Origin of the sequence: Azonexus sp. IMCC34842 (assembly GCF_050368855.1) — a bacterium.
In the GTDB taxonomy this organism is placed as follows: Bacteria; Pseudomonadota; Gammaproteobacteria; order Burkholderiales; family Rhodocyclaceae; genus Azonexus; species Azonexus denitrificans_A.
Window position 1 is genome coordinate 4053763 of record NZ_CP178449.1, and the last position, 20347, is coordinate 4074109.

The window sequence follows — 20347 nt, forward strand, 5'->3', positions numbered from 1 at the left end:
CCCGCCGCCTAATTGCGGTGCAGTTGCTCGATCGTCGACGCGCCGACCGGCTGCGCCAGCAGCAAGCTGGCCAGTCGTGCGCGTTGCGCCGGCTGCAGCAGTTCGCGTTCGCGCAGCAGCTGTCCGATCACCAGCTTCTGCTGCTCGTCCTGCAGGCGCGCGATGGCTGTGCGTTCGGCATCGATCAATTGGTGGTCGGGCGACTCGGCGAAGATGGCCCCGATCATCCGGTCGCGATGTATCCGCAGCTGGTCGGCGCCGCTGGCCAGCTGTCTGAGGAAGTCGGCCTCCGATTGGTGCCAGCGGTGCTGCTGCTCGGCGCTCAACTGCAGGTGGCGCGGCAGGCTTTCGCCGGCCGGCGGCGCGTTGTCCGGCGCCAGGCTGCGGTAGGCCAGGGCCGCCAGGATGCCGAGATTGATCAGTAGGGAGAGTGCGAGGGCGAGGCGCAGAGGGGTCGGTTTCATTGGGTGCTTTCCTTCCGGTAGCAGGATTCGAGGCCGATGCACAGGCTGCCCGGCGGCATGATGTCGAAGACGCGCAATGCGGCCATGCGCGGCACCTCGGCGGCGCGGCCGGCGACCAGCGCCGAGCCCATGAAAACACCGGCGGCGATCGAGGCGGCGGCCCCGATGGCGAGCGGCCACTGGCTGAACCAGCGGCGTTCGGGCCGGGCGGTGGCAGAACGCGGCGCAGCGGCGAGGCGGCCTTCGATCACGCCGGCCAGATCGAAGCCGAGGCTGGCCATGGGCAGCGCCTTGAAGTCGGCGGAAAGGGCCTGCAGCTCGGCGAATCGCGCCGCGCACAGCGGGCAGGCGACGAGATGGGTGGCGACGCGCTGCTCTGCGTGATGATCAAGTTCGCCATCGAGATAGGCCGACAGCGTGGGCAGGTCCGGCGTGTGTTTGGGGGCGGTGTGCTCAGTCATCGCGGAGTTCTCCGGTAAGGCCTTGATAGCCGGCGATGGCCGCGCTGCGGGCGCGGGCCAGCCGGGATTTGACGGTGCCTTCGGCAATGCCGAGGGTGGCGGCAATTTCGCTGTACGACATCTCTTCCAGTTCGCGCAGCAGCAGAATCTCGCGCTGCTCGACCGGCAGTTGCTGCAGCGTGCGGCCGAGCAGTTCGACGCTCTGCCGGTCGGCCAGGCGCTGGTCGGGCTGCGGCGCGGCATCGGGAAAGGCCGGCTCCGCTTCGCCGCCGGGGCATTCGGCAAAGGAGATGAACTCGATGCAGCCGCGGCGGCGCAGCAGGTCGAGCGTCGTGTTGTGGGCAATGCGGAACAGCCAGCTGCGGAACGACGCCTCCGGTCGCCAGCGGGCCAAGGCCTGATGGGCTTTCAGGAAGCTTTCCTGGGTCAGGTCGAGGGCTTCGTCACGGTTGCCGGTCAGGCGCAGGATGAAGCGGAACAGCCGATCCTGGTAGTGGCGGACCAGTGCCGTGAAGGCGGACTGATCGCCCGCCTGGGCGCGGGCGATCAGTCCGCTTTCCGCTTCATCCACCATGCCGGCCATCCGCTCCTTGTCTGCTGTGCTGTTCTAACGAACGGGCCGCGAGAAAGTTCCCTGGCCCGGCGAAAGAACGGCGCCGCCGGGTCTTCAAAATGGGTTGGCAACTGCCGTGGCGGTGCATCCGGTTCCGGCAATTGTCGGGCCTAACTCCGCCCGGCCGACGAGGCATGGATGGCGTTGTAGCTGGCCAGCGCCTTGGCCACCTGCCCCTTGGGGCGGGCGACGTTGCCGAGGCCAAACTCGGCCTGCAGCGCTGCCTTGTGGTCGTCGATGTAATCGATGACGCGGGTCAGGTTGTCCAGCCGGTTGGGAATGAAATTGCCCGGCGAATTGAGCAGTTCCGCCGACTTGGCGAAATTGGCGCTGAATTCGTCGATCGTGCTGATCACCCCCGTCTTGTTGCTGGCCATCACTGCATTGAGCCGCTTGCTGTCGAGGCTCGCCAGATTGGTGACGGGATCGATGGTCAGGCCGAGATCGCCCATGCCGTGCAGGCCATCCTTGGCGCCATTGAAGAAGTTTTCGACGCTCTGTTCGAGTTCCCATTGCGACACCGTGGCGGCCTGCGTGCCGGCGAGCAGACCGCCGGCTTCCAGATCGTCGTCGAAGCGGTTGATCCAGCCGTTGTAGGCATCCGCAAAAGCCTGCAGGCGCTGCTCGATCTCGGCAGTCCCGGTTGCGCTGTCGATGGTGGCGAGGTTTGCCGCTTCCTGCTGCAGCGTCGTCAGGTAGGACTTCATGTCGCTCATTTCCGACAGCTCGGCCTTGTAGGTCACATCCTTGGTATTGATCGCCGTCATCATCCGGTAGGCCGATTCGGGATCGAACAGCAGCGTGTTGCGACCGCTGGCCGACAGCCCGTTGCTGGCAGAGCCATTGCCGAGCAGCGCCGCCAGGTCCGAGGCGCCGGGCGCACCAGCGCCGCTGGCTGCGGAAGACATCAGCGTGCTCATGGTCTGCGACATGAAATCGGCCAGGCAGGATTGCAGGGACGCCAGAAAGTCGCCGTCGGCGGCCTGCGCTGCCGTCGCCCTGGCGCCCGCAGGCAGGGAAGAATTGAAACTCGTGCTGCTGATTAGATTGACTGACATGCTGCCTCCGACAGGGGAACAAGCCGGCTGGCTTTCCTGTTGTATGTGCATCATTAAAAGCAACAAATACGCCTGTTGCCCGCCGGTGCCAACCGTCGCTTGGTGCCGGTCGGCCGGATGGCCGGCCCGGCAAGGTCTCGGTCAACGTGCCGGATGCTGCGCCGCCAGGGTGACGCTGGCGCAACGGCAATTGTCGCCTGCCCGGCGGCAAAGTCTTCCGGCCGGTCTGCCGGCTAAACGAGATCGTGCGCGTTGCGCACCAGCCAGCGAACGAAGGCCATCACCGCCGGTCGTTCCTGGATCGCCGGCGGGGCGACGACATAGAAGCTGCGGTCGGCGCAGTCCTCGGCGAAGGGGCGGACCAGGCGGCCTTCGGCCACATACGGCATGGCCAGCGACGCCGCCATCAGCGCGACGCCATGGCCGGCGACGGCGGCTTCGAGCATCAGCAGGGCGTCCTCGTAGAGCGGCCCGGTGGACGGTTCCGGGTGGCTGATGCCGGCGGCGGCGAACCAGCGCTGCCAGGACAGCAGCGGGTGGCGCAGCAGACGGCTCCGTTCGAGATCCTGCGGCTGGTGCAGGCCGGCCGCGAGTGTCGGGCTGCACACCGGGAAGACGCGTTCCTCGAACAGTTTCCAGGCGAGCAGGCCGGGCCATTCTTCCTCGCCGTAGCGCAGGCCGATGTCGGCTTCGCCGGCCAGCAGCGGGGCGAGACCGGTGGCGGTGGCGAGAGCGAATTCGAGGTCGGGATGGGTTTCCTGATAGGCCGTGACGCGACTGACCAGCCACTTGCTGGCGATCGCCGGCGCGGCTGAAATGCGCAGCCGTTCGCGCTGCGGGGCGCGCAGTACGCCGCTCGCTTCATCGAGACGGAGCAGCGCCTCGCGGACCACCGCCAGATAGCGGCGGCCGGTGGCGGTCAGGACGATCGCCCGGTGGCGCCTTTCGAACAGCGCCTGGCCGACGTGTTCCTCGAGCAGACGGATGCGGTGGCTGATCGCCGAAGGCGTCAGATGCAGTGCCTCGGCGGCGGCCAGAAAGCTGCCGAGCCGGGCGGCGGCCTCGAAGGCCGGCAGGGTGTGGAGCGGCGGCAGATCGCGCATGGTCATTGCTGCCCGGCCGGGCGGCCGGTTTGCCGCAACAGCCAGTTGGTAAAGGCGGCGACCGCCGGTTGTCCGGCCCGGGCGCCGCGCAGCAGGTAGTAGGCGCGTTGCGGTACCGGCCGGGCGGGAGCCAGCGCGAGCAGCCGGCCATCGGCGAGCTGCTCGCGGATCAGCGGTTCGCGACCGAGGGCGATGCCCTGGCCGGCCTGCGCCGCGGCGATGCACTGGTCGTAATGATTGAACTGCAGGCAGCCCCTGGCCTGTCCGGCGTCGAGACCGAGCGGCTTGAGCCAGGCGTTCCAGTCGAACCACGGATGGGCCGTCGCATCGGTGAAGGCGAGCAGCGTCAGTTGGCCGAGCGTCGCGCCGTCCAGACCGCCGGTTGGCGGCAGCAGCGGGCGCAAGGCCGGACCGATGACCGGCAGCAAGGCTTCGTCGAACAGCTTGGCGCTGCCGCCGGGCGCATCGCCCGGCGCGCAATAGCGGATGGCCAGATCGACGTCGTCGACGACGAGATCGACGGCGCGGTTTTCGGCGGAAAGGCGCACGTCGATTTCCGGGTGTTCCTCCTGGAACAGCGACAGGCGGGGCACCAGCCACAATGCGGCGAAACCGATCGAGGTCGACACGGTCAACCCGGGACGGCGGGGCGCGGCGATCTGTTCGACCGCCTCGGCGAGGCCGGCGAAGGCGGCGCGGGCGGCGCGGTAAAGGATTTCGCCCTGGGGCGTCAGAGCGAGTTGCCGGGTACTGCGCCGGAACAGCGGCGCGCCGAGCTGCGCCTCTAGCGCCTGGACTTGCCGGCTGATCGCCGACTGGCTGAGGAACAGCGCTTCGCCCGCCTTGGTGAAGCTGGCATGGCGGGCCGCGGCGACAAAGCCCTTGAGGTGATCGAGTGAAGGCAGGCGGCGCAGGTCGAGGTTCATGTCTTTATGCGATCAATGCATGCAATGAATGCCGATATTTCGTTTGTTCCGCACTGCATCGATGAATACAGTGAAGGTGTCGCGCCGGAATTAATTTCGGTATGTATAAACCTCATGAAGTGAGGATAGGAAAATGTCGCCGATCCTGCAAGCTGTCAATGAAACGCCGCTCCATGTGCTGTTGCGGCGACGCGAAACCCTGCTCGTCCAGGGCTGTGGCGAGTTGTGTTGCGAAGATGGCGAGGTCTGGCTGACCGAGGCCGGCAGCAATCGGGACTGCATCCTGAGTCCGGGTGACCGCTGGCCCTTGCAGCACGGCCTCGAAGTCGCGCTGTCGAGCCTGGCCGGCGCCCGGCTGAGCCTGGCGTCCGTGCCATGAATGCCCGTCATCCCGAGCGGGTGGCACCGCCGCAGGCGCTGGAACTGACGGCCGCCGATGGCTACCGTCTGGCCGCCCATCTCTGGCCGGCGGTCGGGCCGGTCGAGGCGGTCGTCGTGATCAATCCGGCGACTGCCGTCAAGGCCGACTACTACCACCGTTACGCCGCCTTCCTTAGCGAACACGGCATGGCCGTGCTGACCTACGACTATCGCGGCATCGGTGCATCGCGCCAGGGCAGCCTGCGCCGCTGGAAGCAGATCACCAAGCTCGACTGGGGGCGCTACGACTGCGATGCGGCGCTCCGCCAGGCCAAGCAGCTGTTTCCGGAGCGCCCGCTTTACCTGGTCGGTCACAGCATCGGCGGCCTGCTGCTCGGCCTGGCCCCTTCGGCCGGCCTGGTCGACCGGGCGCTGACGGTGGCCGCGCAATACGCCTACTGGCGCGATTACGGTCCGGGCAAAGGCTGGATGTGGCTGCGCTGGCATCTGCTGATGCCGTTGTTGACCGCCGCCTGCGGCTATTTCCCGGCCCGCCGTCTGGAGTGGCACGAGGATTTGCCGGCCGGCGCCGCCTACGAGTGGGCGCGTCGCCCGGCCTCGCTGGAGCAGGCCTATCGCGGCCGGGGTGCCAAGGGCGACGACCCGTTGCGGTACTTCGCGGAAATGCGTGGCGATCTGCTCGCCATCGGCCTGCACGACGATTCTTTCGGCACGCCGGCCGCGGTCGGCCGCCTGCTCGCCTATTACCGCAATGCGCTGCGCCACCACGTGCGCATTGCGCCGGACAGCATCGGCAGTCCGGCGATCGGCCATTTCGCCTTCTTCAACAGCCGCTTTCGCGACACGTTGTGGCAGGAATCGGTCGACTGGCTGCGCCACGGGCGGCTGTCGCGCCAGCCGCTCGAAACGCTGCCGCCCGAGGGCGTCTGAGCGGCAGCGCCGCTCAGCGGCGGCCGCCGAGTATCGAGCCGAGCACGCCGCGCAGGATCTGCTGGCCAACCGTCCGGCCGACCGTGCTGGCCATGCCGCGGGCGGCGCTCTTGGCGGCGGCTTCGAGGATGCCTTCGCGATGGCCGCCACGCGGGCCGGTAGTCCCGCCAAGCATGCCGCCGATGGTGTCGAGGATGCCGCCACCCGAGCTTTCCTGCGGCACCGGGGTGCTCTGCTGCGGCGCGGGCGTCGGGCGCGGCTGGGCGCTGTGGTTGCCCCAGTCGTTGGCATCCGGTGCGGCGCGGCCGGCCGGCGGGGCGGGGATGGCGCTGGGCGCCGCCTGGGTCGCCGCCGGTTTGCCGCGCAGCGTTTCGTAAGCCGAGACGCGGTCGATGGTCTGACCGTAGGTGGCGAGGAAGGGCGAGGCCTGGATCATCGCCTGGCGCTCTTCGCCGCTCAGCGGGCCAAGGCGGGAGGCGGGCGGGAAGATCACGCTGCGCTCGACGATGGCCGGCCGGCCTTTTTCATCGAGGAAGGAAACCAGCGCCTCGCCGACGCCGAGTTCGGTGATAACCGTTGCCGCATCGAATTTCGGATTGGCGCGCATGGTCTGCGCCGCCGCCTGGACGGCCTTCTGGTCGCGCGGCGTGAAGGCGCGCAGGGCATGCTGGACGCGGTTGCCGAGCTGGCCGAGGATCTTTTCCGGAACATCCAAGGGGTTCTGGGTGACGAAGAAAACGCCGACCCCCTTCGAGCGGATCAGCCGGACGACCTGTTCGACCTTGTCGGTCAGCGCCTGCGGCGCATCGGTAAACAGCAGGTGGGCCTCGTCGAAGAAGAAAACCAGCTTCGGCTTGTCGAGGTCGCCGGCTTCCGGCAGTTGCTCGAACAGTTCGGCAAGCAGCCAGAGCAGGAAGGTGGAATAGAGCGCCGGAGCGTGGATCAGCTTGTCGGCGGCCAGGATGTTGATGACGCCGCGGCCGTTCCCGTCGACTTTCATCAGGTCGTGGATGTCGAGCATCGGTTCGCCGAAGAACTGGTCGCCGCCCTGCTCTTCCAGCGTCAGCAGGCCGCGCTGGATGGCACCGATCGAGGCCGAGGAGACGTTGCCGTATTCGGTGGTGAAGGTCTTGGCGTTGTCGCCGACGTGCTGGATCATCGCCCGCAGATCCTTCAGGTCGAGCAGCAGCAGGCCCTGGTCGTCGGCGATCTTGAAGACCAGTTGCAGCACGCCGGTTTGCGTGTCGTTCAGGTTAAGCAGCCGGGCGAGCAGCAACGGTCCCATATCCGAGATCGTCGCCCGCACCGGCACGCCGCCCTGGCCGAAGACATCCCAGAAGGCAACCGGGTTGGCGTAGGGCACGAAGCCTTCCAGGCCAAGCTCGGTGATGCGCTGTTGCAGCTTGGGACTGAGGACGCCGGCCGCCCCGGCGCCGGACAGGTCGCCCTTGACGTCGGCCATGAAGACCGGCACGCCGGCATAGGAGAGGCGTTCGGCCATCGATTGCAGGGTCACCGTCTTGCCGGTGCCGGTGGCGCCGGTGATCAGGCCGTGGCGGTTGGCCATCTGCGGCAGCAGGGCGGGATAGCCATCTTCGGATTTGGCAAGATAGAGGGGTTCGCTCATGGTCTCGGGCTCGATCAATGAAATGGGTGGGGCCGGAAAAATCGGGCAAACCTCATTTTTAACCGGTTTGTCCGTTCCGGCCAAGCGGCATTCGGTCGGAAGCTTTTCCGCTATATAGACGGGTCGAGTAAAATCCGGCCTTTCGACATTCAGATATCTCTCCCGAAAGGTAATCGCTATGGCCGGACATAGTAAATGGGCCAATATCCAGCACCGTAAAGGCCGTCAGGACGAAAAGCGCGGCGCCGCGTTCTCCAAGATCGCCAAGGAAATCACCGTCGCCGCCAAGATGGGCGGCGGCGACATCAACTTCAATCCCCGCCTGCGCGTCGCGGTGGACAAGGCCAAGGGCGTCAACATGCCCAAGGACAAGATCGACACCGCCGTCAAGAAGGGTACCGGCGAGCTCGAAGGCGTCGATTACGTCGAGATCCGCTACGAAGGCTACGGCATCGGCGGCGCGGCGATCATGGTCGACTGCCTGACCGACAACAAGGTGCGTACCGTGGCCGAAGTCCGCCACGCTTTCTCCAAGTTCGGCGGCAACATGGGTTCCGACGGTTGCGTCGCCTTCCAATTCAAGCATTGCGGCCAGATGATCTTCGCCCCGGGCACCGACGAAGCGGCGCTGATGGATGCTGCGATCGAAGCCGGTGCCGACGACGTCAACACCAATGAGGATGGCTCGATCGAGGTGCTGACGCCGCCCAACGAGTTCATCGCCGTCAAGGACGCGCTGGAAGCCGCCGGCTTCAAGCCGGAATTCGGCGAAGTGACGATGAAGCCGGAAGCCGAGAACGAGTTCGCCGGCGAAGACGCCGTCCGGATGCAGAAACTGCTCGACGCGCTGGAAAACCTCGACGACGTGCAGGAAATCTACACCACCGCCGTGATGGACGAATAAGCGCCCGCTGCGCAGTCAGGAATTCCCGTGAATCAAACCCGTGCCTTGTTTGCCCTGTTGCTTGCTTCACTGAGCCTGACTGCGTCGGCGGTGACGCTGGTCTGCCCCGATTTGTCCGGGGCGGCCCAGGTCAATGCCTGTCCGCTGGAAGAAGAACTGAAATATACCTACAACGGTTTTTGCAGCGATACGGCCAAGGCCTACGCCAACCAGACCGATTCCTGCATCCGTTATGAGGACTACCGGGCGATGAAGAACGTCGCCCTGTGGGAATCGCAGGGCGGCGTTTTCGACGGCTACGTGTCGTGCGATTTGCCGGCCGCCCAGGTCAAGGCGCTCAAGCCGACGGCGATGCAGGTCGAGAGGCAGGGCAAGCTGACCAAGCTGGTCTGCAGCTATGCCAACGGGGTGAACTTCACCTATCGGACCAAGGGCACCTGCAAGGTCGATGACGCGCAGGCGGCTTGCGACTGATGCTTGAGGCGCGTCGCTGATGCAACGCCTCTACCCCTTCCTCTTCGTTTTTCTGTGGAGTACCGGCTTCATCGGGGCCAAGTACGGCTTGCCCTATGCCGAGCCGCTGTCCTTTCTGCTCAGCCGCTACATTCTGGTCATCGCGCTGATGACCGCGGTGGTCCTGGCCAGCCGCGCGCCCTGGCCGAAGGAGCCGCGCCAGTGGCTGCACATCGGCGTTTCCGGTTTGCTGGTCCATGCGGTCTATCTCGGCGGCGTCTTTGTCGCCATCAAGCACGGCCTGCCGGCCGGCGTCACGGCGCTGGTGGTCGGCATGCAACCGCTGCTGACGGCGCTCGGCGCCGGCTGGCTGCTCGGCGAAAAAGTCAGCGGCCGGCAATGGGGCGGCTTGGCGCTCGGCTTCGTCGGCGTCGCCCTGGTCGTTTCCGGCAAATTCGGCGAAGCGGCGGCGCTTGGCCCGATGCTCGTTCCAGCCCTGCTCGCGCTGCTCGGCATCACCGTCGGTACCTTGTACCAGAAGCGTTTTTGCGCCCAGTTCGACTTGCGTACCGGCTCGCTGATCCAGTTCGTGCCGAGCGCCCTGGTGACGGCGCTGGCCGTTGCCTTGTTCGAGGATTTTCGCATCGAGTGGACCGGCGATTTCGTCTTTGCCCTCGGCTGGCTCGTCCTGGTCCTGTCGATCGGCGCGATCAGCCTGCTCAACCTGCTGATCCGCAGCGGCAGCGCGGTCAATGTCGCCAGCCTGTTCTACCTGACGCCCTTGAGTACCGCGCTGATTGCCTTCGTGATTTTCGCCGAGAAACTCAGCGTGACCGCCGCCATCGGTATGTTGGTCGCGGTCAGCGGCGTTTATCTGGTGGCCCGGGCGAAATGAGCGCGCCGCGCATCCTCGGCATCGACCCCGGTCTGCGCATTACCGGCTTCGGCGTCATCGAGAAACACGGCAACCAGCTGGTCTATGTCGCCAGCGGCTGCATCAAGTCGAACGACAAGGAGTCGCTGCCGGAACGCATCAAGACCTTGTTCGCCGGGATCAGCGAGGTGATCGCCACCTATCAACCGAATCAGGCAGCGGTCGAGAAGGTGTTTGTGAACGTCAATCCGCAATCGACGCTGTTGCTTGGCCAGGCGCGCGGTGCGGCGCTCAGTGCCTTGGTCCATGCCGATCTGTCGGTGGCCGAATACACCGCGCTGCAGGTCAAGCAGGCGGTGGTCGGCCACGGCAAGGCGGCCAAGGAGCAGGTCCAGGACATGGTTGTCCGCCTGCTCAAACTGCCCGGCGCCCCGACCGCCGACGCCGCCGACGCGCTGGCTTGCGCCATTTGCCATGCGCACGGCGGGCAGGGTTTGGGGGCGCTGGCGACGGCCGGGTATCGCGTTCGCGGCGGCCGGCTGATAGGATGACGACCTGTGTGAAATTACAGTACCCCGCCCAAACAGAATCGAGCTGACATGATAGGAAGACTGACCGGCGTCCTCGCCGAAAAAAATCCCCCGCAGATCGTGCTCGACGTGAATGGCGTCGGTTACGAACTCGACGTGCCGATGAGCACGTTCTACAACCTGCCGGCCAGCGGCGAGAAAACGACGCTGCTCACCCATTTCGCGGTGCGCGAGGACGGCCATTATCTGTACGGTTTCCTCAGCGAAGCCGAGCGCTTCTCCTTCCGCCAGTTGCTGAAAGTTTCCGGCATCGGCGCGCGGACGGCGCTCTCGGTACTCTCCGGCCTGTCGGTCGGCGATCTGGCGGCGGCCGTCGCGGAACAGGAACTCGGCCGGCTGATCAAGGTGCCGGGCATCGGCAAGAAGACCGCCGAGCGGCTGTTGCTCGAACTGAAGGGCAAGCTGGCCGAAACCACCGGCATCTCGTTGAGAACGGCGGTGGACGATGCCAAGCAGGACATCTCCAACGCCCTGCTCGCCCTCGGCTACAACGAGAAGGAAGCCGCCTCGGCGATGAAGCAGTTGCCGGCCGATATCGGCACCTCGGATGGCATCCGCCAGGCCCTCAAACTGTTGTCCAAGGTCTGATGTTTTCCGAAGAGAACCCCAAACGACTGGCGCAGGTGGCGCTGGTGGCGCTGCTCATCATCGGCTGCATTGCCGTGCTGTTGCCCTTCATCGGCGCCGTGCTGTTCGCTTTCGTGGTCTGGGCCTGCACCTGGCCGCTCTATTCGGAGAAGCTGCTGCCCCGTCTCGGCGGCCGCGACACCATCGGCGCTTCGCTGATGACGCTGCTGCTGGTGCTGGTCATGCTGCTGCCGATGGTTTTCCTGGCCGGTTCGCTGGCGAATGGCGCCGACAAGCTGATCGATTTCGCCAAGCCTTACGTCGACCAGGGTTTGCCGCTCGATCCGCCGGCCTGGCTGAGCGGCCTGCCCTTCTTCGGGGTCGAGATCGATAATTTCTGGCACCAGGTCGCCAGCAATCGCGACGAACTGAACGCCCTGCTCAAGCAGTTCATCGCGCCGCTTCGCCAATTCGCGCTGGCACTGGGCGGCATTGCCGCCAACGGTTTGCTACAACTGGCGCTGGTGCTGTTCGTCATCTTCTTTCTCTATCGCGACGGGGCGAAAGTCAGCCATGCGCTCTATGTCGGCGCCCGCAAGCTGGGCGGCGATCTCGGCGAGGAAATCCTCGACAAGACGCGCGGTACGGTGGTCGGTGTCATGCTCGGCATCGTCGGCACGGCGGCGGCGCAAGGCGCCGTGGCGATGATCGGCTTCCTGATCGCCGGCGTGCCGGGCGCCATACTGCTTGGTTTCGCGACGTTTTTCCTGTCGATGATCCCGATCGGGCCGCCGCTGATCTGGGGCGGCGCGGCCGCCTGGTTGTACGGTCAGGACCAGAACGGCTGGGCCATTTTCATGGCGCTTTACGGTCTCTTGATCATCAGCAGCATCGACAACTTCGTCAAACCGATCCTGATTGCCCGGGGCAGCGGCATTTCCATCCTGCTGATCGCCTTGGGCGTGCTGGGCGGCGTGCTGGTTTTTGGCTTCATCGGCATTTTTCTCGGGCCGGTGCTGCTCGCCCTTGGTCACATGCTGCTCAGCCGCTGGACGCGTGAGGAAGATCCCGCATGATCGAAACTGACAAACTGGTTACTGAGCGCATCATCGCGCCGCAGGCGAAATCGGTGCAGGAAGAAGCGCTCGAACGCGCCCTGCGTCCCAAGCGGTTGGCCGATTACACCGGACAGGTGAAGATCCGCGAACAACTGGAAATCTTCATCCAGGCCGCCCGCAACCGCGGCGATTCGCTCGATCACGTGTTGCTGTTTGGGCCGCCCGGTCTGGGCAAGACGACGCTGGCCCACATCGTCGCCTACGAAATGGGCGTCAATCTGCGCCAGACATCCGGCCCGGTCCTGGAGCGCGCCGGCGACCTGGCCGCCATCCTGACCAATCTCGAACCGCACGACGTGCTGTTCATCGACGAAATCCACCGTCTAAGCCCGGTGGTCGAGGAAATCCTCTACCCGGCGCTGGAAGATTTCCAGATCGACATCATGATCGGCGAAGGGCCGGCCGCCCGTTCGGTCAAACTCGATCTGCCGCCATTCACGCTGGTCGGCGCGACGACCCGTGCCGGCATGCTGACCAACCCGCTGCGCGACCGCTTCGGCATCGTCGCCCGGCTGGAGTTCTACAACGCCGAGGAATTGCAGCAGATCGTCAGCCGTTCGGCGACGCTGCTCAATGCGCCGCTCGATTCGGCCGGGGCGCTGGAAATCGCCAAGCGCTCGCGCGGCACGCCGCGCATCGCCAACCGCCTGCTGCGCCGGGTCCGCGACTACGCCGAGGTCAAGGCCGACGGCAATATCACCCGGGGCGTCGCCGATGCCGCGCTGGCCATGCTCGACGTCGATTCGGCCGGCCTCGACCTGATGGACCGCAAGCTGCTCTCGGCGGTCATCGACAAGTTTGGCGGCGGCCCGGTCGGTGTCGACAATCTGGCCGCGGCGATCGGCGAAGCGCGCGACACCATCGAGGACGTTCTCGAACCTTATCTGATTCAGCAGGGCTACCTGCAGCGGACCTTGCGCGGCCGCATCGCCACGCCGGCCGTCTATCGCCACCTCGGGCTGGCCGAGCCGGCCAGTGCGGTGGTCCGCGACCTGCTCGCCGAAGGCTGAGTCAGGCCTCGGCTGACGATCCGTCGGCGCCGGCCGGCGGCGTCAGGCAAACCTGGTTGCGCCCCCTGCCCTTGGCCGCATAGAGCGCCGCGTCGGCCCGATTCACCGTCTGATCCGGCGATTCGCTCCCGTCATACTGGCTGACGCCGATGCTGATGGTCACGCTGATCGACCCGTCAGTGGCGCACGGATGGGCCGCCTCGATCGCCTGCCGGAGCTTTTCGGCGACGACCTGGCCTTCCTCGAGGGCACAGCCCTGGAGGACCAGCAGGAATTCCTCGCCGCCCCAGCGCACGGCGAAATCGGCTTCCCGCATCGCCGCCTTGAGCACCCCGGCAACGCCGACCAGCACCTGATCGCCAGTGCGGTGGCCATAGCGGTCGTTGATGCTCTTGAAGTAATCGATATCGGCGAGCAGGAAGGTGATTGGTCGCGGCGTGCGGCGATAGCCGGCCATCAGCTTGTCGACCAGGATGCCGAAGGCATGGCGGTTGAGCAGGCCGGTCAGTTCGTCGGTCGATGCCATTTCCTCGATGCGCGACTGGTAGCGGTGCAGCGTCAGGTAAGTCAGGAAGATGACGATCACCGTGACGATGAAACTGATCCCGAGGTTGGCATAGAAGGTCTGACGAATGCCGGCCAGCGCGACATCCTCGTTTTGCTCGACGAACAGGTACCACTTCAATTCGGGCACGTAATTGACGTTGAGAATGTGGTTGTCGCCGTTCGCCTCGAATTGATACAAGCCCGAGTGCTCCTGCAGGATGCGGTCGACCAGCGCCCCGAGTCCGGGACGGCTGCGCAGATCGGTCGGCTGGCCGGCCTGGTTGCCGAAAACGATGCGGCCAGTGGCGTCGGCAAAGTAGATGGTGCGGTGGAAGCGCTGTTGGTATTCGTCGATCAGGCGGCGTACCGCATCGACGGTCAGGCCGATGCCGGTGGCGCCGATATAGTTGCCGGAGAAGTCATGGACCCGGTAGTTGATGAAAATGGTCATCGCGTCGCGATTGGCCAGATCGAGATCGACATTGATCTCGTAGTCCTCTTTCATGTCGCGCACCCGGTAATACCAGGCATCGCGCGGCTCGGCTTCGCTCACCCGCTTGAGGATGCCGGTGCCGGTGTAGTAATTCCCGCTTTTCTGTGCCACGAAAAAACTGCTGAAGGCGCCATGCCGATGCTTGACCTCGGCCAGGTAGCGGGCCATCTCGTCGACATTGCGCTCGCCGTTGAGCACCCAGTCGCGCAGAAACGTGTCGTGGGCCATGGTCGACGAGATCAGCACCGGCCGGACCAGATCCTTCTGGATTTCGGAATAGATATTGCTGGAGGTCAGCGGCAGGTCCTGGCCGATGATGGCCGAACGGATTGCCTGTTTGGAAACGAAGTATCCGAACAGTGTCGTGGCAAAAAATCCACTGCTCAGCAGCAAGCTCAGCAACAGGATCAAGCGGTAGCGGTCGACGAGAGTGGCGGGTCTGATCATCTGCCATATTATGTGGGAAGCTTGCCCGGAGCGCCATCTCGGTTGCCCGCTATCCGGATCGGGTAGTCATCCGATTCCGTCGCGCGGCGTTACTTTGGGATCGGCATCCGCTTTCTTGCGGGCGCTGGATATGCATTAACCATAGTACGGAAACACCTTGTTACAAAACGATGCTGCAATGCAAGGTAAAATCACCAAGATGAAATACGAGCCGAAGCCCAACGCGTTTTCTATCCCCGTTCGCGTCTATTACGAGGATACCGACGCCGGCGGTGTGGTCTATTACGCCAATTACCTGAAATTCTTCGAGCGCTGCCGCACCGAGTGGATGCGTTTTGCCGGCCACGACCAGTCGCAACTGGCCAGTGAAGCCGGCATCGGCTTCGTGGCGCGCAAGGCCAGTTGCGAATACCTGAAGCCGGCCCGCCTCGACGACGAACTGATCGTCGGCCTCGAAGTGGAAAAACTGACCCGCGTCCGCGTTGTCTTTCGCCAGCATGTGCGCCGCGGCGCCGATGAACTGGTCACCGGCACCGTCGAAATTGCCTGCGTCAACATGGCGACCATGACGCCTTCCGCCATCCCCGATTTCCTGCACCGCAAACTGGAAGCTCTTAAATGAACGTCACCCAGGATCTTTCCATCCTCCATCTGATTCTCGAAGCCAGCGCCGTCGTCCAGGCCGTGATGGCCTTGCTGGCCGGCGTTTCCTTCATGTCCTGGTATTACATTTTCATGAAGTGGTTTGCCGTGCGCCTGGCCCGCACCAAGACCGAAAATTTCGAGCGCGATTTCTGGTCCGGTGGCGATCTGAACAATCTGTTCAACAGCGCGGTCAATGATCGGCACCATGCCGGTTCGATGGAACGCATCTTCGAGTCGGGCTTCCGCGAATTCACCAAGCTCAAGGGCCAGAAGAATCTCGACCCGAAAGATGTGGTCGATGGCTCGCGTCGCGCCATGCGCGCCACCTATCAGCGCGAACTCGATGCGCTGGAAGCCCACCTCGCCTTTCTTGCTTCGGTCGGTTCCGTTTCGCCCTACATCGGCCTGTTCGGCACGGTCTGGGGCATCATGCACGCCTTCCGCGGCCTCTCCAACGTCGGCCAGGCAACCCTGGCGTCGGTCGCCCCCGGTATCGCCGAAGCGCTGGTGGCCACCGCCATCGGCCTGTTTGCCGCCATTCCCGCCGTGCTCGCCTACAACCGCTTCGCCCACGACATCGATCGACTGGCGACGCGTTACGAGTCGTTCATGGAAGAGTTCTCCAATATCCTGCAACGGCAGATGCGTTAAGCCATGCGCCAGCGTCGCCTGAAAAACGAAATCAACGTTGTCCCGTATATCGACGTGATGCTCGTGCTGCTCGTCATCTTCATGGTGGCCACGCCGATGATGACGACCGGTTCGGTGGACTTGCCAAGTTCCAGCACGGCACCGCAGAAGCCGGACAAATACGTCAAGGTGCAGATCAAGGACGATGGCGCCCTGTCGGTTTTCGACGTCGACGGCAAGGAAAAGCAGGTCAAGGGCATCAAGGAGCTGAAAGCCGAGCTGGCGATCCTCAAGGAGGCTGACGAAAAGGTGGCGATTCTCGTCGCCGGGGCCAAGGAAACCCAGTACAAGAACGTCATCGAGGTACTCGACGAGGCCAAGCGGGCCGGGTTTCAGAAGGTTGGCCTGGAAACCGGCAGCAAATAGCACTCAATGATCGACGAGATACGCGAAGAGCCGGGCAAAAAATACGCGTTGGCGTTCACCCTGCTGGTGCACGTCGGGCTGATTGCCGCGCTCTTCCTTGGCGTGCAGTGGAAGCGCAGCGCGCCGGAGGTGATGGAAGTCGAGCTGTGGTCGAGCCGGCCGATGCCGGCCCAGTTCGTGCCGCCGCCACCGCCGCCCGAGCCGGAGGTGAAGCCGGAGCCGAAACCGCTGCCCAAGGTCGAGCCGAAACCCGAGCCGCCGCCGCCCAAGAAGCCGGATATCGTGGTCAAGGAAGAAAAGAAGCCGCTCAAGCCGGAACCCAAGAAACCGGAACCGCCCAAGCCCGAGCCGAAGAAACCGGAAGTCAAGCCGGAGCCGAAGAAGCCCGAGGCCAAACCCGAAGTGAAGAAACCGGACCCGCCGAAGTTCGATTTCGACAAGGAACTGGCGCGCGAGACGTCCAACCTGAAAGCCCGTCCGAGTACCCAGCATATGGCCAATGCCGCGGCGGCCGAGGCCGAGCAACGCGCTTCCTCGAACAAGCGCGGACTGGCCGATTACTCGGCCAAGATTCGCGGCAAGATTCGCGGCAATATTGCGCTGCCGCCGAGCATCCAGGGGAACCCGGAAGCGATTTTCGAAGTCGATCAATTACCGTCCGGCGAAGTGCTGGCCGTCAAACTCAAGCGTTCGAGCGGCAATCCGGCACTGGACGGTGCCATCGAGCGTGCCATTCGCAAATCTTCGCCATTGCCCAAGCCGGACGATCCGTCCTTGTTCCAGCGCACGCTGGAAATAAAATACAAGCCCAATGAAGAGTAAAATCGCGCGAAACTTATTGAAAATGAACAACATGCATCGTATATCCCGTCGTGTTTTTCTGACCTTGGCTCTGCTGACCACAGGACTTGCCCAGGCCCAGCTTTCCATCGAAATTACCGGCGCCGGCGCCAACCGCATCCCGGTGGCAATTGCCGATTTTGTCGGCGACGGTGCCGCCTCGCGCGTCGTCAGTTCGACCGTCCGTTCCGACCTTGAACGCAGCGGCCTGTTCAAGCTGGTCGATACGACCGGCGCCGCGCTCGACGAGAATTCGCCGGTCAATCACGCCGACTGGAAGAGCAAGGGGGCCGACGCGCTGGCCGCCGGCAGCATCGGGCGCAGCCCGGATGGCCGGATGGAAGCCCGCTTCCGTCTATACGACACGCAGAAAGCCGTATCGCTGGGCGGCGCCGCCTATGTCACCGGCAACGAACAGCTACGCGCCGCCGGTCACCGGATCGCCGATTTCATCTACGAAAAGCTGACCGGCGAAAAGGGCGTGTTTTCGACCCGCATCGCCTACGTCGTCAAGACCCGTGGCCGTTTCCTGCTTCAGGTCGCCGATGCTGACGGCCAGGGGGCGGCGACCGCGCTGAGCTCGATCGAACCGATCATTTCGCCGACCTGGTCGCCGGATGGCAGCAAGCTGGCCTATGTTTCCTTCGAGAAGAAGAAGCCGATCATCTATGTTCATTCGCTGGCCACCGGGCAGCGTTACATCGTCGCCAACCAGAAAGGCTCGAATTCCGCCCCAGCCTGGGCGCCGGATGGTCGCAAGCTGGCCGTGGTGCTGTCGAAGGACGGCAATTCGCAGATCTATTCGGTCAATGCCGATGGCAGCGGCGCCCCGCAGCGCCTGACTCAGTCGGCGGGCATCGATACCGAACCGCGTTACTCGGCGGATGGCGCCAGCATCTATTTCACCTCCGACCGCGGCGGCAGCCCGCAGATTTACCGGATGGGGGCCGGCGGTGGCGATGCCCAGCGCGTCAGCTTCGAAGGCAATTACAACGTCTCGCCGCGGCCCTCGGCCGATGGCAAGACGCTGGCCTTCATCACCCGTCGCGAAGGTCGTTTTCAGCTCGCCGCCATGGATCTGGCCAACCGCCAGGTGCAGGTGCTGACCGACTCCAATAAAGACGAATCGCCCAGTTTTGCACCCAACAGCCGCATGATCCTGATCGCCACAGAAACCGGCGGGCGCGGCGTACTATCGGCTGTTTCCAGCGATGGCAGGATCAAACAACGCCTTTCGGTCGCCGCAGGTGATGTACGCGAACCGGCCTGGGGTCCATTCATCAAGTAATCCTCATACGAGAACACCATGAAAAAACTACTTATCCCCGCTCTGATCTCCGCCTTTATCCTCGGTTGCAGCTCGACCCCGATTCCTGACGAAGGCGGTGCCCCGGTTGAATCGCGCAGTGGTTCCGGTACCGGTGTCGCCTCGGTTGTCGCCGATGGCCTCGATGCCAGCGGCCTGCCGCGTGAATTGACCGATCCGAAGAGCAAGCTCTCCCAGCGCAGCATCTACTTCGATCTCGACAAGTACGACGTCAAGGACGAATACAAGGATCTGGTCGCGGCCCACGCCAAGTACCTGGTCACCAACAAGGGCTTCAAGGTGCTGCTCCAGGGCAATACCGACGAGCGCGGCAGCCGCGAATACAACCTGTCGCTCGGCCAGAAGCGCGCCGATGCAGTGAAGCGTTCGCTGGTCCTGCTCGGCGCCCGTGAAGACCAGGTCGAGTCGGTCAGCCTCGGCGAGGAAAAGCCGAAGAATCCGGGCAGCGACGAAAGCGCCTGGGCTGAAAACCGTCGTGCCGACATCCTGTACAAGGCTGCCGACGGCCGCGGCGAGTTCTAACGATGCAGCCGGTTCGAATCGCCCTTTTGCTTGCCGCGCTGGGTTCCGTATCGGCCCAGGCCGGCGTTTTTGACGACACGGAAGCACGTCGTCAGGTCACCGATCTGAGCATCAAGACGGAGGCGCGATTCGACCAGCAGGCCCGTGGCCAGCTCGAACTGTCCGGACAGATCCAGCGCCAGGCGGAGGAAATTGCCCGCCTGCGCGGCCAGGTCGAGACGCTCAATTACGAGCTGGAAACAGCCAAGAAGCGCCAGCAGGATTTTTACCTTGATCTCGACACCCGGCTACGCAAGCTGGAGCCGCAGACCGGCGGCAACGCCGGGGCCGATCCGGCCGGCGCGGCGAATACCAAGCCGACCGGCGACCCGGCCCGCGAAGGCCAGGAATACGAGGCGGCGCTGAACCAGTTCAAGGCCGCCAAATACAAGGAGGCCGGTGCCGCCTTCGCGACCTTTGTCCAGAAATATCCGGACAGTTCGCTGGCGCCCAATGCCCAATACTGGCTGGGTAATGCCTGGTATGCCCAGCGCAACTGCACCAAGGCGATCGAGGCGCAGAGCGTGGTCACCACCAAGTACGCCGACAACGCCAAGGCGCCGGATGCCTGGCTGGCCATTGCCACCTGCCAGCAGGAGCTCGGCAACCCGACCGGCACCAAGCGTTCGCTGGAAACCGTGATCGCCAAGTATCCCAACACCCCAGCTGCCGAATCGGCGCAACAACGCCTGAAGAAGAAGTAAGTGGCGCTGCGCATCACCGAAATTTTCTACTCCCTGCAAGGGGAGGCAACGCGGGTCGGCCTGCCGACCGTTTTCGTCCGCCTGACCGGTTGTCCGCTCCGCTGCGTGTGGTGCGATACGACGTACAGTTTCACCGGCGGCGAGCCGGCGAGCATCGAATCGGTGCTCGCCGAAGTCGCCAAATATCCGGTTCGCCAGGTTTGCGTGACCGGCGGCGAACCGCTTTCCCAGAAGGACTGCCTGCCGCTGCTCAGCGCCTTGTCCGATGCCGGTTACGATGTTTCGCTGGAAACCTCGGGGGCGCTCGACATTGCGCCGGTCGATCCGCGCGTTTCGCGCATCATGGATCTCAAGGCGCCGGATTCCGGCGAGTCGGCGAAGAATCGTTGGGAAAATCTCGCCGTCTTGCAGCCGCGCGACGAGATCAAAATCGTCATTGCCTCGCGGGCCGATTACGAATGGGCGCGTCAGGTTCTGCGCGAGCACCGCCTCGACCAATTGTGCTCGGTGCTGCTGTCGCCGGCGCAAGGACTCGTCGAGGCGCGAGCCCTGGCCGAGTGGATTCTTGAAGACGGCCTGAATGTGCGCTTTCAGATGCAGTTGCACAAACTGCTTTGGGGTAACATCAAAGGCAAATAAGGACGGAGAC

At 64.3% G+C, this 20347-nt stretch carries 25 protein-coding genes; 17 read left to right on the forward strand and 8 right to left on the reverse strand.

Annotated elements, in window-relative coordinates; translation table 11 throughout:
- Window positions 1–8: 8 nt before the first annotated feature.
- The 6 genes from ACLIKD_RS19290 to ACLIKD_RS19315 form a co-directional block, all read right to left on the reverse strand.
- Entirely contained in the window at window positions 9–464 is a 456-nt protein-coding gene (locus tag ACLIKD_RS19290; protein WP_428826293.1) for a periplasmic heavy metal sensor, read from the reverse strand.
- Window positions 461–925, reverse strand: coding sequence for an anti-sigma factor family protein (locus ACLIKD_RS19295; RefSeq protein WP_428826294.1), 465 nt, complete (start codon window positions 923–925; stop codon window positions 461–463). The genes ACLIKD_RS19290 and ACLIKD_RS19295 overlap by 4 nt, the downstream gene beginning before the upstream one ends.
- The gene (locus tag ACLIKD_RS19300) at window positions 918–1499 is read right to left on the reverse strand and encodes an RNA polymerase sigma factor (RefSeq protein WP_428826295.1); all 582 of its coding nucleotides are present in this window, start codon (window positions 1497–1499) and stop codon (window positions 918–920) included. The genes ACLIKD_RS19295 and ACLIKD_RS19300 overlap by 8 nt, the downstream gene beginning before the upstream one ends.
- A 149-nt stretch (window positions 1500–1648) precedes the next feature.
- Entirely contained in the window at window positions 1649–2596 is a 948-nt protein-coding gene (locus ACLIKD_RS19305; RefSeq protein WP_428826296.1) for a hypothetical protein, read from the reverse strand.
- A gap of 233 nt (window positions 2597–2829) precedes the next feature.
- The gene (locus tag ACLIKD_RS19310) at window positions 2830–3699 is read right to left on the reverse strand and encodes a LysR substrate-binding domain-containing protein (protein WP_428826297.1); all 870 of its coding nucleotides are present in this window, start codon (window positions 3697–3699) and stop codon (window positions 2830–2832) included.
- Between the two features lie 2 nt (window positions 3700–3701).
- Complete coding sequence (locus tag ACLIKD_RS19315) at window positions 3702–4625, reverse strand: LysR substrate-binding domain-containing protein (RefSeq protein ID WP_428826298.1); 924 nt, start codon at window positions 4623–4625, stop codon at window positions 3702–3704.
- A gap of 133 nt (window positions 4626–4758) precedes the next feature.
- On the opposite strand from ACLIKD_RS19315, the gene ACLIKD_RS19320 reads away from it, so the two are divergent.
- Window positions 4759–5004 carry a DUF2917 domain-containing protein gene (locus ACLIKD_RS19320; protein ID WP_428826299.1) on the forward strand — a complete coding sequence of 82 codons (246 nt, stop codon included), beginning with the start codon at window positions 4759–4761 and terminating at the stop codon, window positions 5002–5004.
- Window positions 5001–5936: an alpha/beta hydrolase family protein gene (locus ACLIKD_RS19325; protein ID WP_428826300.1), complete on the forward strand. Its 936-nt coding sequence runs from the start codon at window positions 5001–5003 to the stop codon at window positions 5934–5936. Before ACLIKD_RS19320 ends, ACLIKD_RS19325 begins: the two co-directional genes overlap by 4 nt.
- A 13-nt stretch (window positions 5937–5949) precedes the next feature.
- Here ACLIKD_RS19325 and ACLIKD_RS19330 read toward each other — a convergent pair whose 3' ends face one another.
- Window positions 5950–7563, reverse strand: coding sequence for a helicase HerA-like domain-containing protein (locus ACLIKD_RS19330; protein WP_428826301.1), 1614 nt, complete (start codon window positions 7561–7563; stop codon window positions 5950–5952).
- Window positions 7564–7741: 178 nt separating this feature from the next.
- On the opposite strand from ACLIKD_RS19330, the gene ACLIKD_RS19335 reads away from it, so the two are divergent.
- From ACLIKD_RS19335 to ruvB, 7 genes are read left to right on the forward strand one after another with little or no spacing between them, the layout of a single operon-like run.
- Window positions 7742–8467 carry a YebC/PmpR family DNA-binding transcriptional regulator gene (locus ACLIKD_RS19335; RefSeq protein ID WP_428826302.1) on the forward strand — a complete coding sequence of 242 codons (726 nt, stop codon included), beginning with the start codon at window positions 7742–7744 and terminating at the stop codon, window positions 8465–8467.
- 27 nt (window positions 8468–8494) lie between these two features.
- Window positions 8495–8941 (forward strand): hypothetical protein, encoded by a 447-nt coding sequence (locus ACLIKD_RS19340; protein ID WP_226417677.1) that lies wholly within the window; start codon window positions 8495–8497, stop codon window positions 8939–8941.
- A gap of 19 nt (window positions 8942–8960) precedes the next feature.
- Window positions 8961–9815 carry a DMT family transporter gene (locus ACLIKD_RS19345; RefSeq protein WP_226417676.1) on the forward strand — a complete coding sequence of 285 codons (855 nt, stop codon included), beginning with the start codon at window positions 8961–8963 and terminating at the stop codon, window positions 9813–9815.
- Window positions 9812–10345 carry a crossover junction endodeoxyribonuclease RuvC gene (ruvC, locus tag ACLIKD_RS19350; RefSeq protein WP_428826303.1) on the forward strand — a complete coding sequence of 178 codons (534 nt, stop codon included), beginning with the start codon at window positions 9812–9814 and terminating at the stop codon, window positions 10343–10345. Before ACLIKD_RS19345 ends, ruvC begins: the two co-directional genes overlap by 4 nt.
- A 48-nt stretch (window positions 10346–10393) precedes the next feature.
- Entirely contained in the window at window positions 10394–10972 is a 579-nt protein-coding gene (gene ruvA, locus ACLIKD_RS19355) for a Holliday junction branch migration protein RuvA (protein ID WP_428826304.1), read from the forward strand.
- On the forward strand, window positions 10972–12027 hold the full coding sequence (locus ACLIKD_RS19360; RefSeq protein ID WP_428826305.1) for an AI-2E family transporter: 1056 nt from the start codon (window positions 10972–10974) through the stop codon (window positions 12025–12027). Before ruvA ends, ACLIKD_RS19360 begins: the two co-directional genes overlap by 1 nt.
- Window positions 12024–13079, forward strand: a complete 1056-nt coding sequence (ruvB, locus tag ACLIKD_RS19365; RefSeq protein ID WP_428826306.1) for a Holliday junction branch migration DNA helicase RuvB — start codon at window positions 12024–12026, stop codon at window positions 13077–13079. The genes ACLIKD_RS19360 and ruvB overlap by 4 nt, the downstream gene beginning before the upstream one ends.
- A gap of 1 nt (window position 13080) precedes the next feature.
- Here the strand turns inward: ruvB and ACLIKD_RS19370 are convergent, their stop codons facing one another.
- A complete protein-coding gene (locus ACLIKD_RS19370; RefSeq protein WP_428826307.1) occupies window positions 13081–14565 on the reverse strand; it encodes a sensor domain-containing diguanylate cyclase in 1485 nt (494 codons plus the stop codon).
- A gap of 178 nt (window positions 14566–14743) precedes the next feature.
- Here ACLIKD_RS19370 and ybgC point away from each other — a divergent pair, with 178 nt between their 5' ends.
- Genes ybgC through queE form a run of 8 tightly spaced genes read left to right on the forward strand, consistent with a single transcriptional unit; the run spans window position 14744 to window position 20337 of the window.
- Window positions 14744–15187, forward strand: coding sequence for a tol-pal system-associated acyl-CoA thioesterase (gene ybgC / locus ACLIKD_RS19375; RefSeq protein WP_226417670.1), 444 nt, complete (start codon window positions 14744–14746; stop codon window positions 15185–15187).
- Window positions 15184–15861, forward strand: a complete 678-nt coding sequence (gene tolQ, locus ACLIKD_RS19380; RefSeq protein WP_226417669.1) for a protein TolQ — start codon at window positions 15184–15186, stop codon at window positions 15859–15861. The genes ybgC and tolQ overlap by 4 nt, the downstream gene beginning before the upstream one ends.
- A 3-nt stretch (window positions 15862–15864) precedes the next feature.
- Window positions 15865–16266: an ExbD/TolR family protein gene (locus ACLIKD_RS19385; RefSeq protein WP_226417668.1), complete on the forward strand. Its 402-nt coding sequence runs from the start codon at window positions 15865–15867 to the stop codon at window positions 16264–16266.
- Window positions 16267–16272: 6 nt separating this feature from the next.
- Entirely contained in the window at window positions 16273–17088 is an 816-nt protein-coding gene (locus ACLIKD_RS19390; protein WP_428826308.1) for an energy transducer TonB, read from the forward strand.
- A 31-nt stretch (window positions 17089–17119) separates the two neighbouring features.
- Entirely contained in the window at window positions 17120–18394 is a 1275-nt protein-coding gene (tolB, locus tag ACLIKD_RS19395) for a Tol-Pal system beta propeller repeat protein TolB (RefSeq protein ID WP_428826309.1), read from the forward strand.
- A gap of 18 nt (window positions 18395–18412) precedes the next feature.
- On the forward strand, window positions 18413–18955 hold the full coding sequence (pal, locus tag ACLIKD_RS19400) for a peptidoglycan-associated lipoprotein Pal (RefSeq protein WP_226417665.1): 543 nt from the start codon (window positions 18413–18415) through the stop codon (window positions 18953–18955).
- A gap of 2 nt (window positions 18956–18957) precedes the next feature.
- The gene (gene ybgF / locus ACLIKD_RS19405; RefSeq protein ID WP_428826310.1) at window positions 18958–19698 is read left to right on the forward strand and encodes a tol-pal system protein YbgF; all 741 of its coding nucleotides are present in this window, start codon (window positions 18958–18960) and stop codon (window positions 19696–19698) included.
- Window positions 19699–20337, forward strand: coding sequence for a 7-carboxy-7-deazaguanine synthase QueE (queE, locus tag ACLIKD_RS19410; RefSeq protein ID WP_428826311.1), 639 nt, complete (start codon window positions 19699–19701; stop codon window positions 20335–20337). It begins immediately after the preceding gene.
- The last annotated feature ends 10 nt before the right edge of the window (window positions 20338–20347 follow it).

Coding starts and splice junctions, on each gene's coding strand:
- ACLIKD_RS19310 (WP_428826297.1), bottom strand. CDS start 3,699: ATGCGCGATCTGCCGCCGCTCCACACCCTGCCGGCCTTCGAGGCCGCC.
- ACLIKD_RS19305 (WP_428826296.1), bottom strand. CDS start 2,596: ATGTCAGTCAATCTAATCAGCAGCACGAGTTTCAATTCTTCCCTGCCT.
- ACLIKD_RS19315 (WP_428826298.1), bottom strand. CDS start 4,625: ATGAACCTCGACCTGCGCCGCCTGCCTTCACTCGATCACCTCAAGGGC.
- tolB (WP_428826309.1), top strand. CDS start 17,120: ATGCATCGTATATCCCGTCGTGTTTTTCTGACCTTGGCTCTGCTGACC.
- ACLIKD_RS19300 (WP_428826295.1), bottom strand. CDS start 1,499: ATGGTGGATGAAGCGGAAAGCGGACTGATCGCCCGCGCCCAGGCGGGC.
- ACLIKD_RS19370 (WP_428826307.1), bottom strand. CDS start 14,565: ATGATCAGACCCGCCACTCTCGTCGACCGCTACCGCTTGATCCTGTTG.
- ACLIKD_RS19325 (WP_428826300.1), top strand. CDS start 5,001: ATGAATGCCCGTCATCCCGAGCGGGTGGCACCGCCGCAGGCGCTGGAA.
- ruvB (WP_428826306.1), top strand. CDS start 12,024: ATGATCGAAACTGACAAACTGGTTACTGAGCGCATCATCGCGCCGCAG.
- ACLIKD_RS19345 (WP_226417676.1), top strand. CDS start 8,961: ATGCAACGCCTCTACCCCTTCCTCTTCGTTTTTCTGTGGAGTACCGGC.
- ybgF (WP_428826310.1), top strand. CDS start 18,958: ATGCAGCCGGTTCGAATCGCCCTTTTGCTTGCCGCGCTGGGTTCCGTA.
- tolQ (WP_226417669.1), top strand. CDS start 15,184: ATGAACGTCACCCAGGATCTTTCCATCCTCCATCTGATTCTCGAAGCC.
- ybgC (WP_226417670.1), top strand. CDS start 14,744: ATGCAAGGTAAAATCACCAAGATGAAATACGAGCCGAAGCCCAACGCG.
- pal (WP_226417665.1), top strand. CDS start 18,413: ATGAAAAAACTACTTATCCCCGCTCTGATCTCCGCCTTTATCCTCGGT.
- ACLIKD_RS19330 (WP_428826301.1), bottom strand. CDS start 7,563: ATGAGCGAACCCCTCTATCTTGCCAAATCCGAAGATGGCTATCCCGCC.
- ACLIKD_RS19320 (WP_428826299.1), top strand. CDS start 4,759: ATGTCGCCGATCCTGCAAGCTGTCAATGAAACGCCGCTCCATGTGCTG.
- ACLIKD_RS19390 (WP_428826308.1), top strand. CDS start 16,273: ATGATCGACGAGATACGCGAAGAGCCGGGCAAAAAATACGCGTTGGCG.
- ACLIKD_RS19335 (WP_428826302.1), top strand. CDS start 7,742: ATGGCCGGACATAGTAAATGGGCCAATATCCAGCACCGTAAAGGCCGT.
- ACLIKD_RS19290 (WP_428826293.1), bottom strand. CDS start 464: ATGAAACCGACCCCTCTGCGCCTCGCCCTCGCACTCTCCCTACTGATC.
- ACLIKD_RS19385 (WP_226417668.1), top strand. CDS start 15,865: ATGCGCCAGCGTCGCCTGAAAAACGAAATCAACGTTGTCCCGTATATC.
- ACLIKD_RS19295 (WP_428826294.1), bottom strand. CDS start 925: ATGACTGAGCACACCGCCCCCAAACACACGCCGGACCTGCCCACGCTG.
- ACLIKD_RS19360 (WP_428826305.1), top strand. CDS start 10,972: ATGTTTTCCGAAGAGAACCCCAAACGACTGGCGCAGGTGGCGCTGGTG.
- ruvC (WP_428826303.1), top strand. CDS start 9,812: ATGAGCGCGCCGCGCATCCTCGGCATCGACCCCGGTCTGCGCATTACC.
- ruvA (WP_428826304.1), top strand. CDS start 10,394: ATGATAGGAAGACTGACCGGCGTCCTCGCCGAAAAAAATCCCCCGCAG.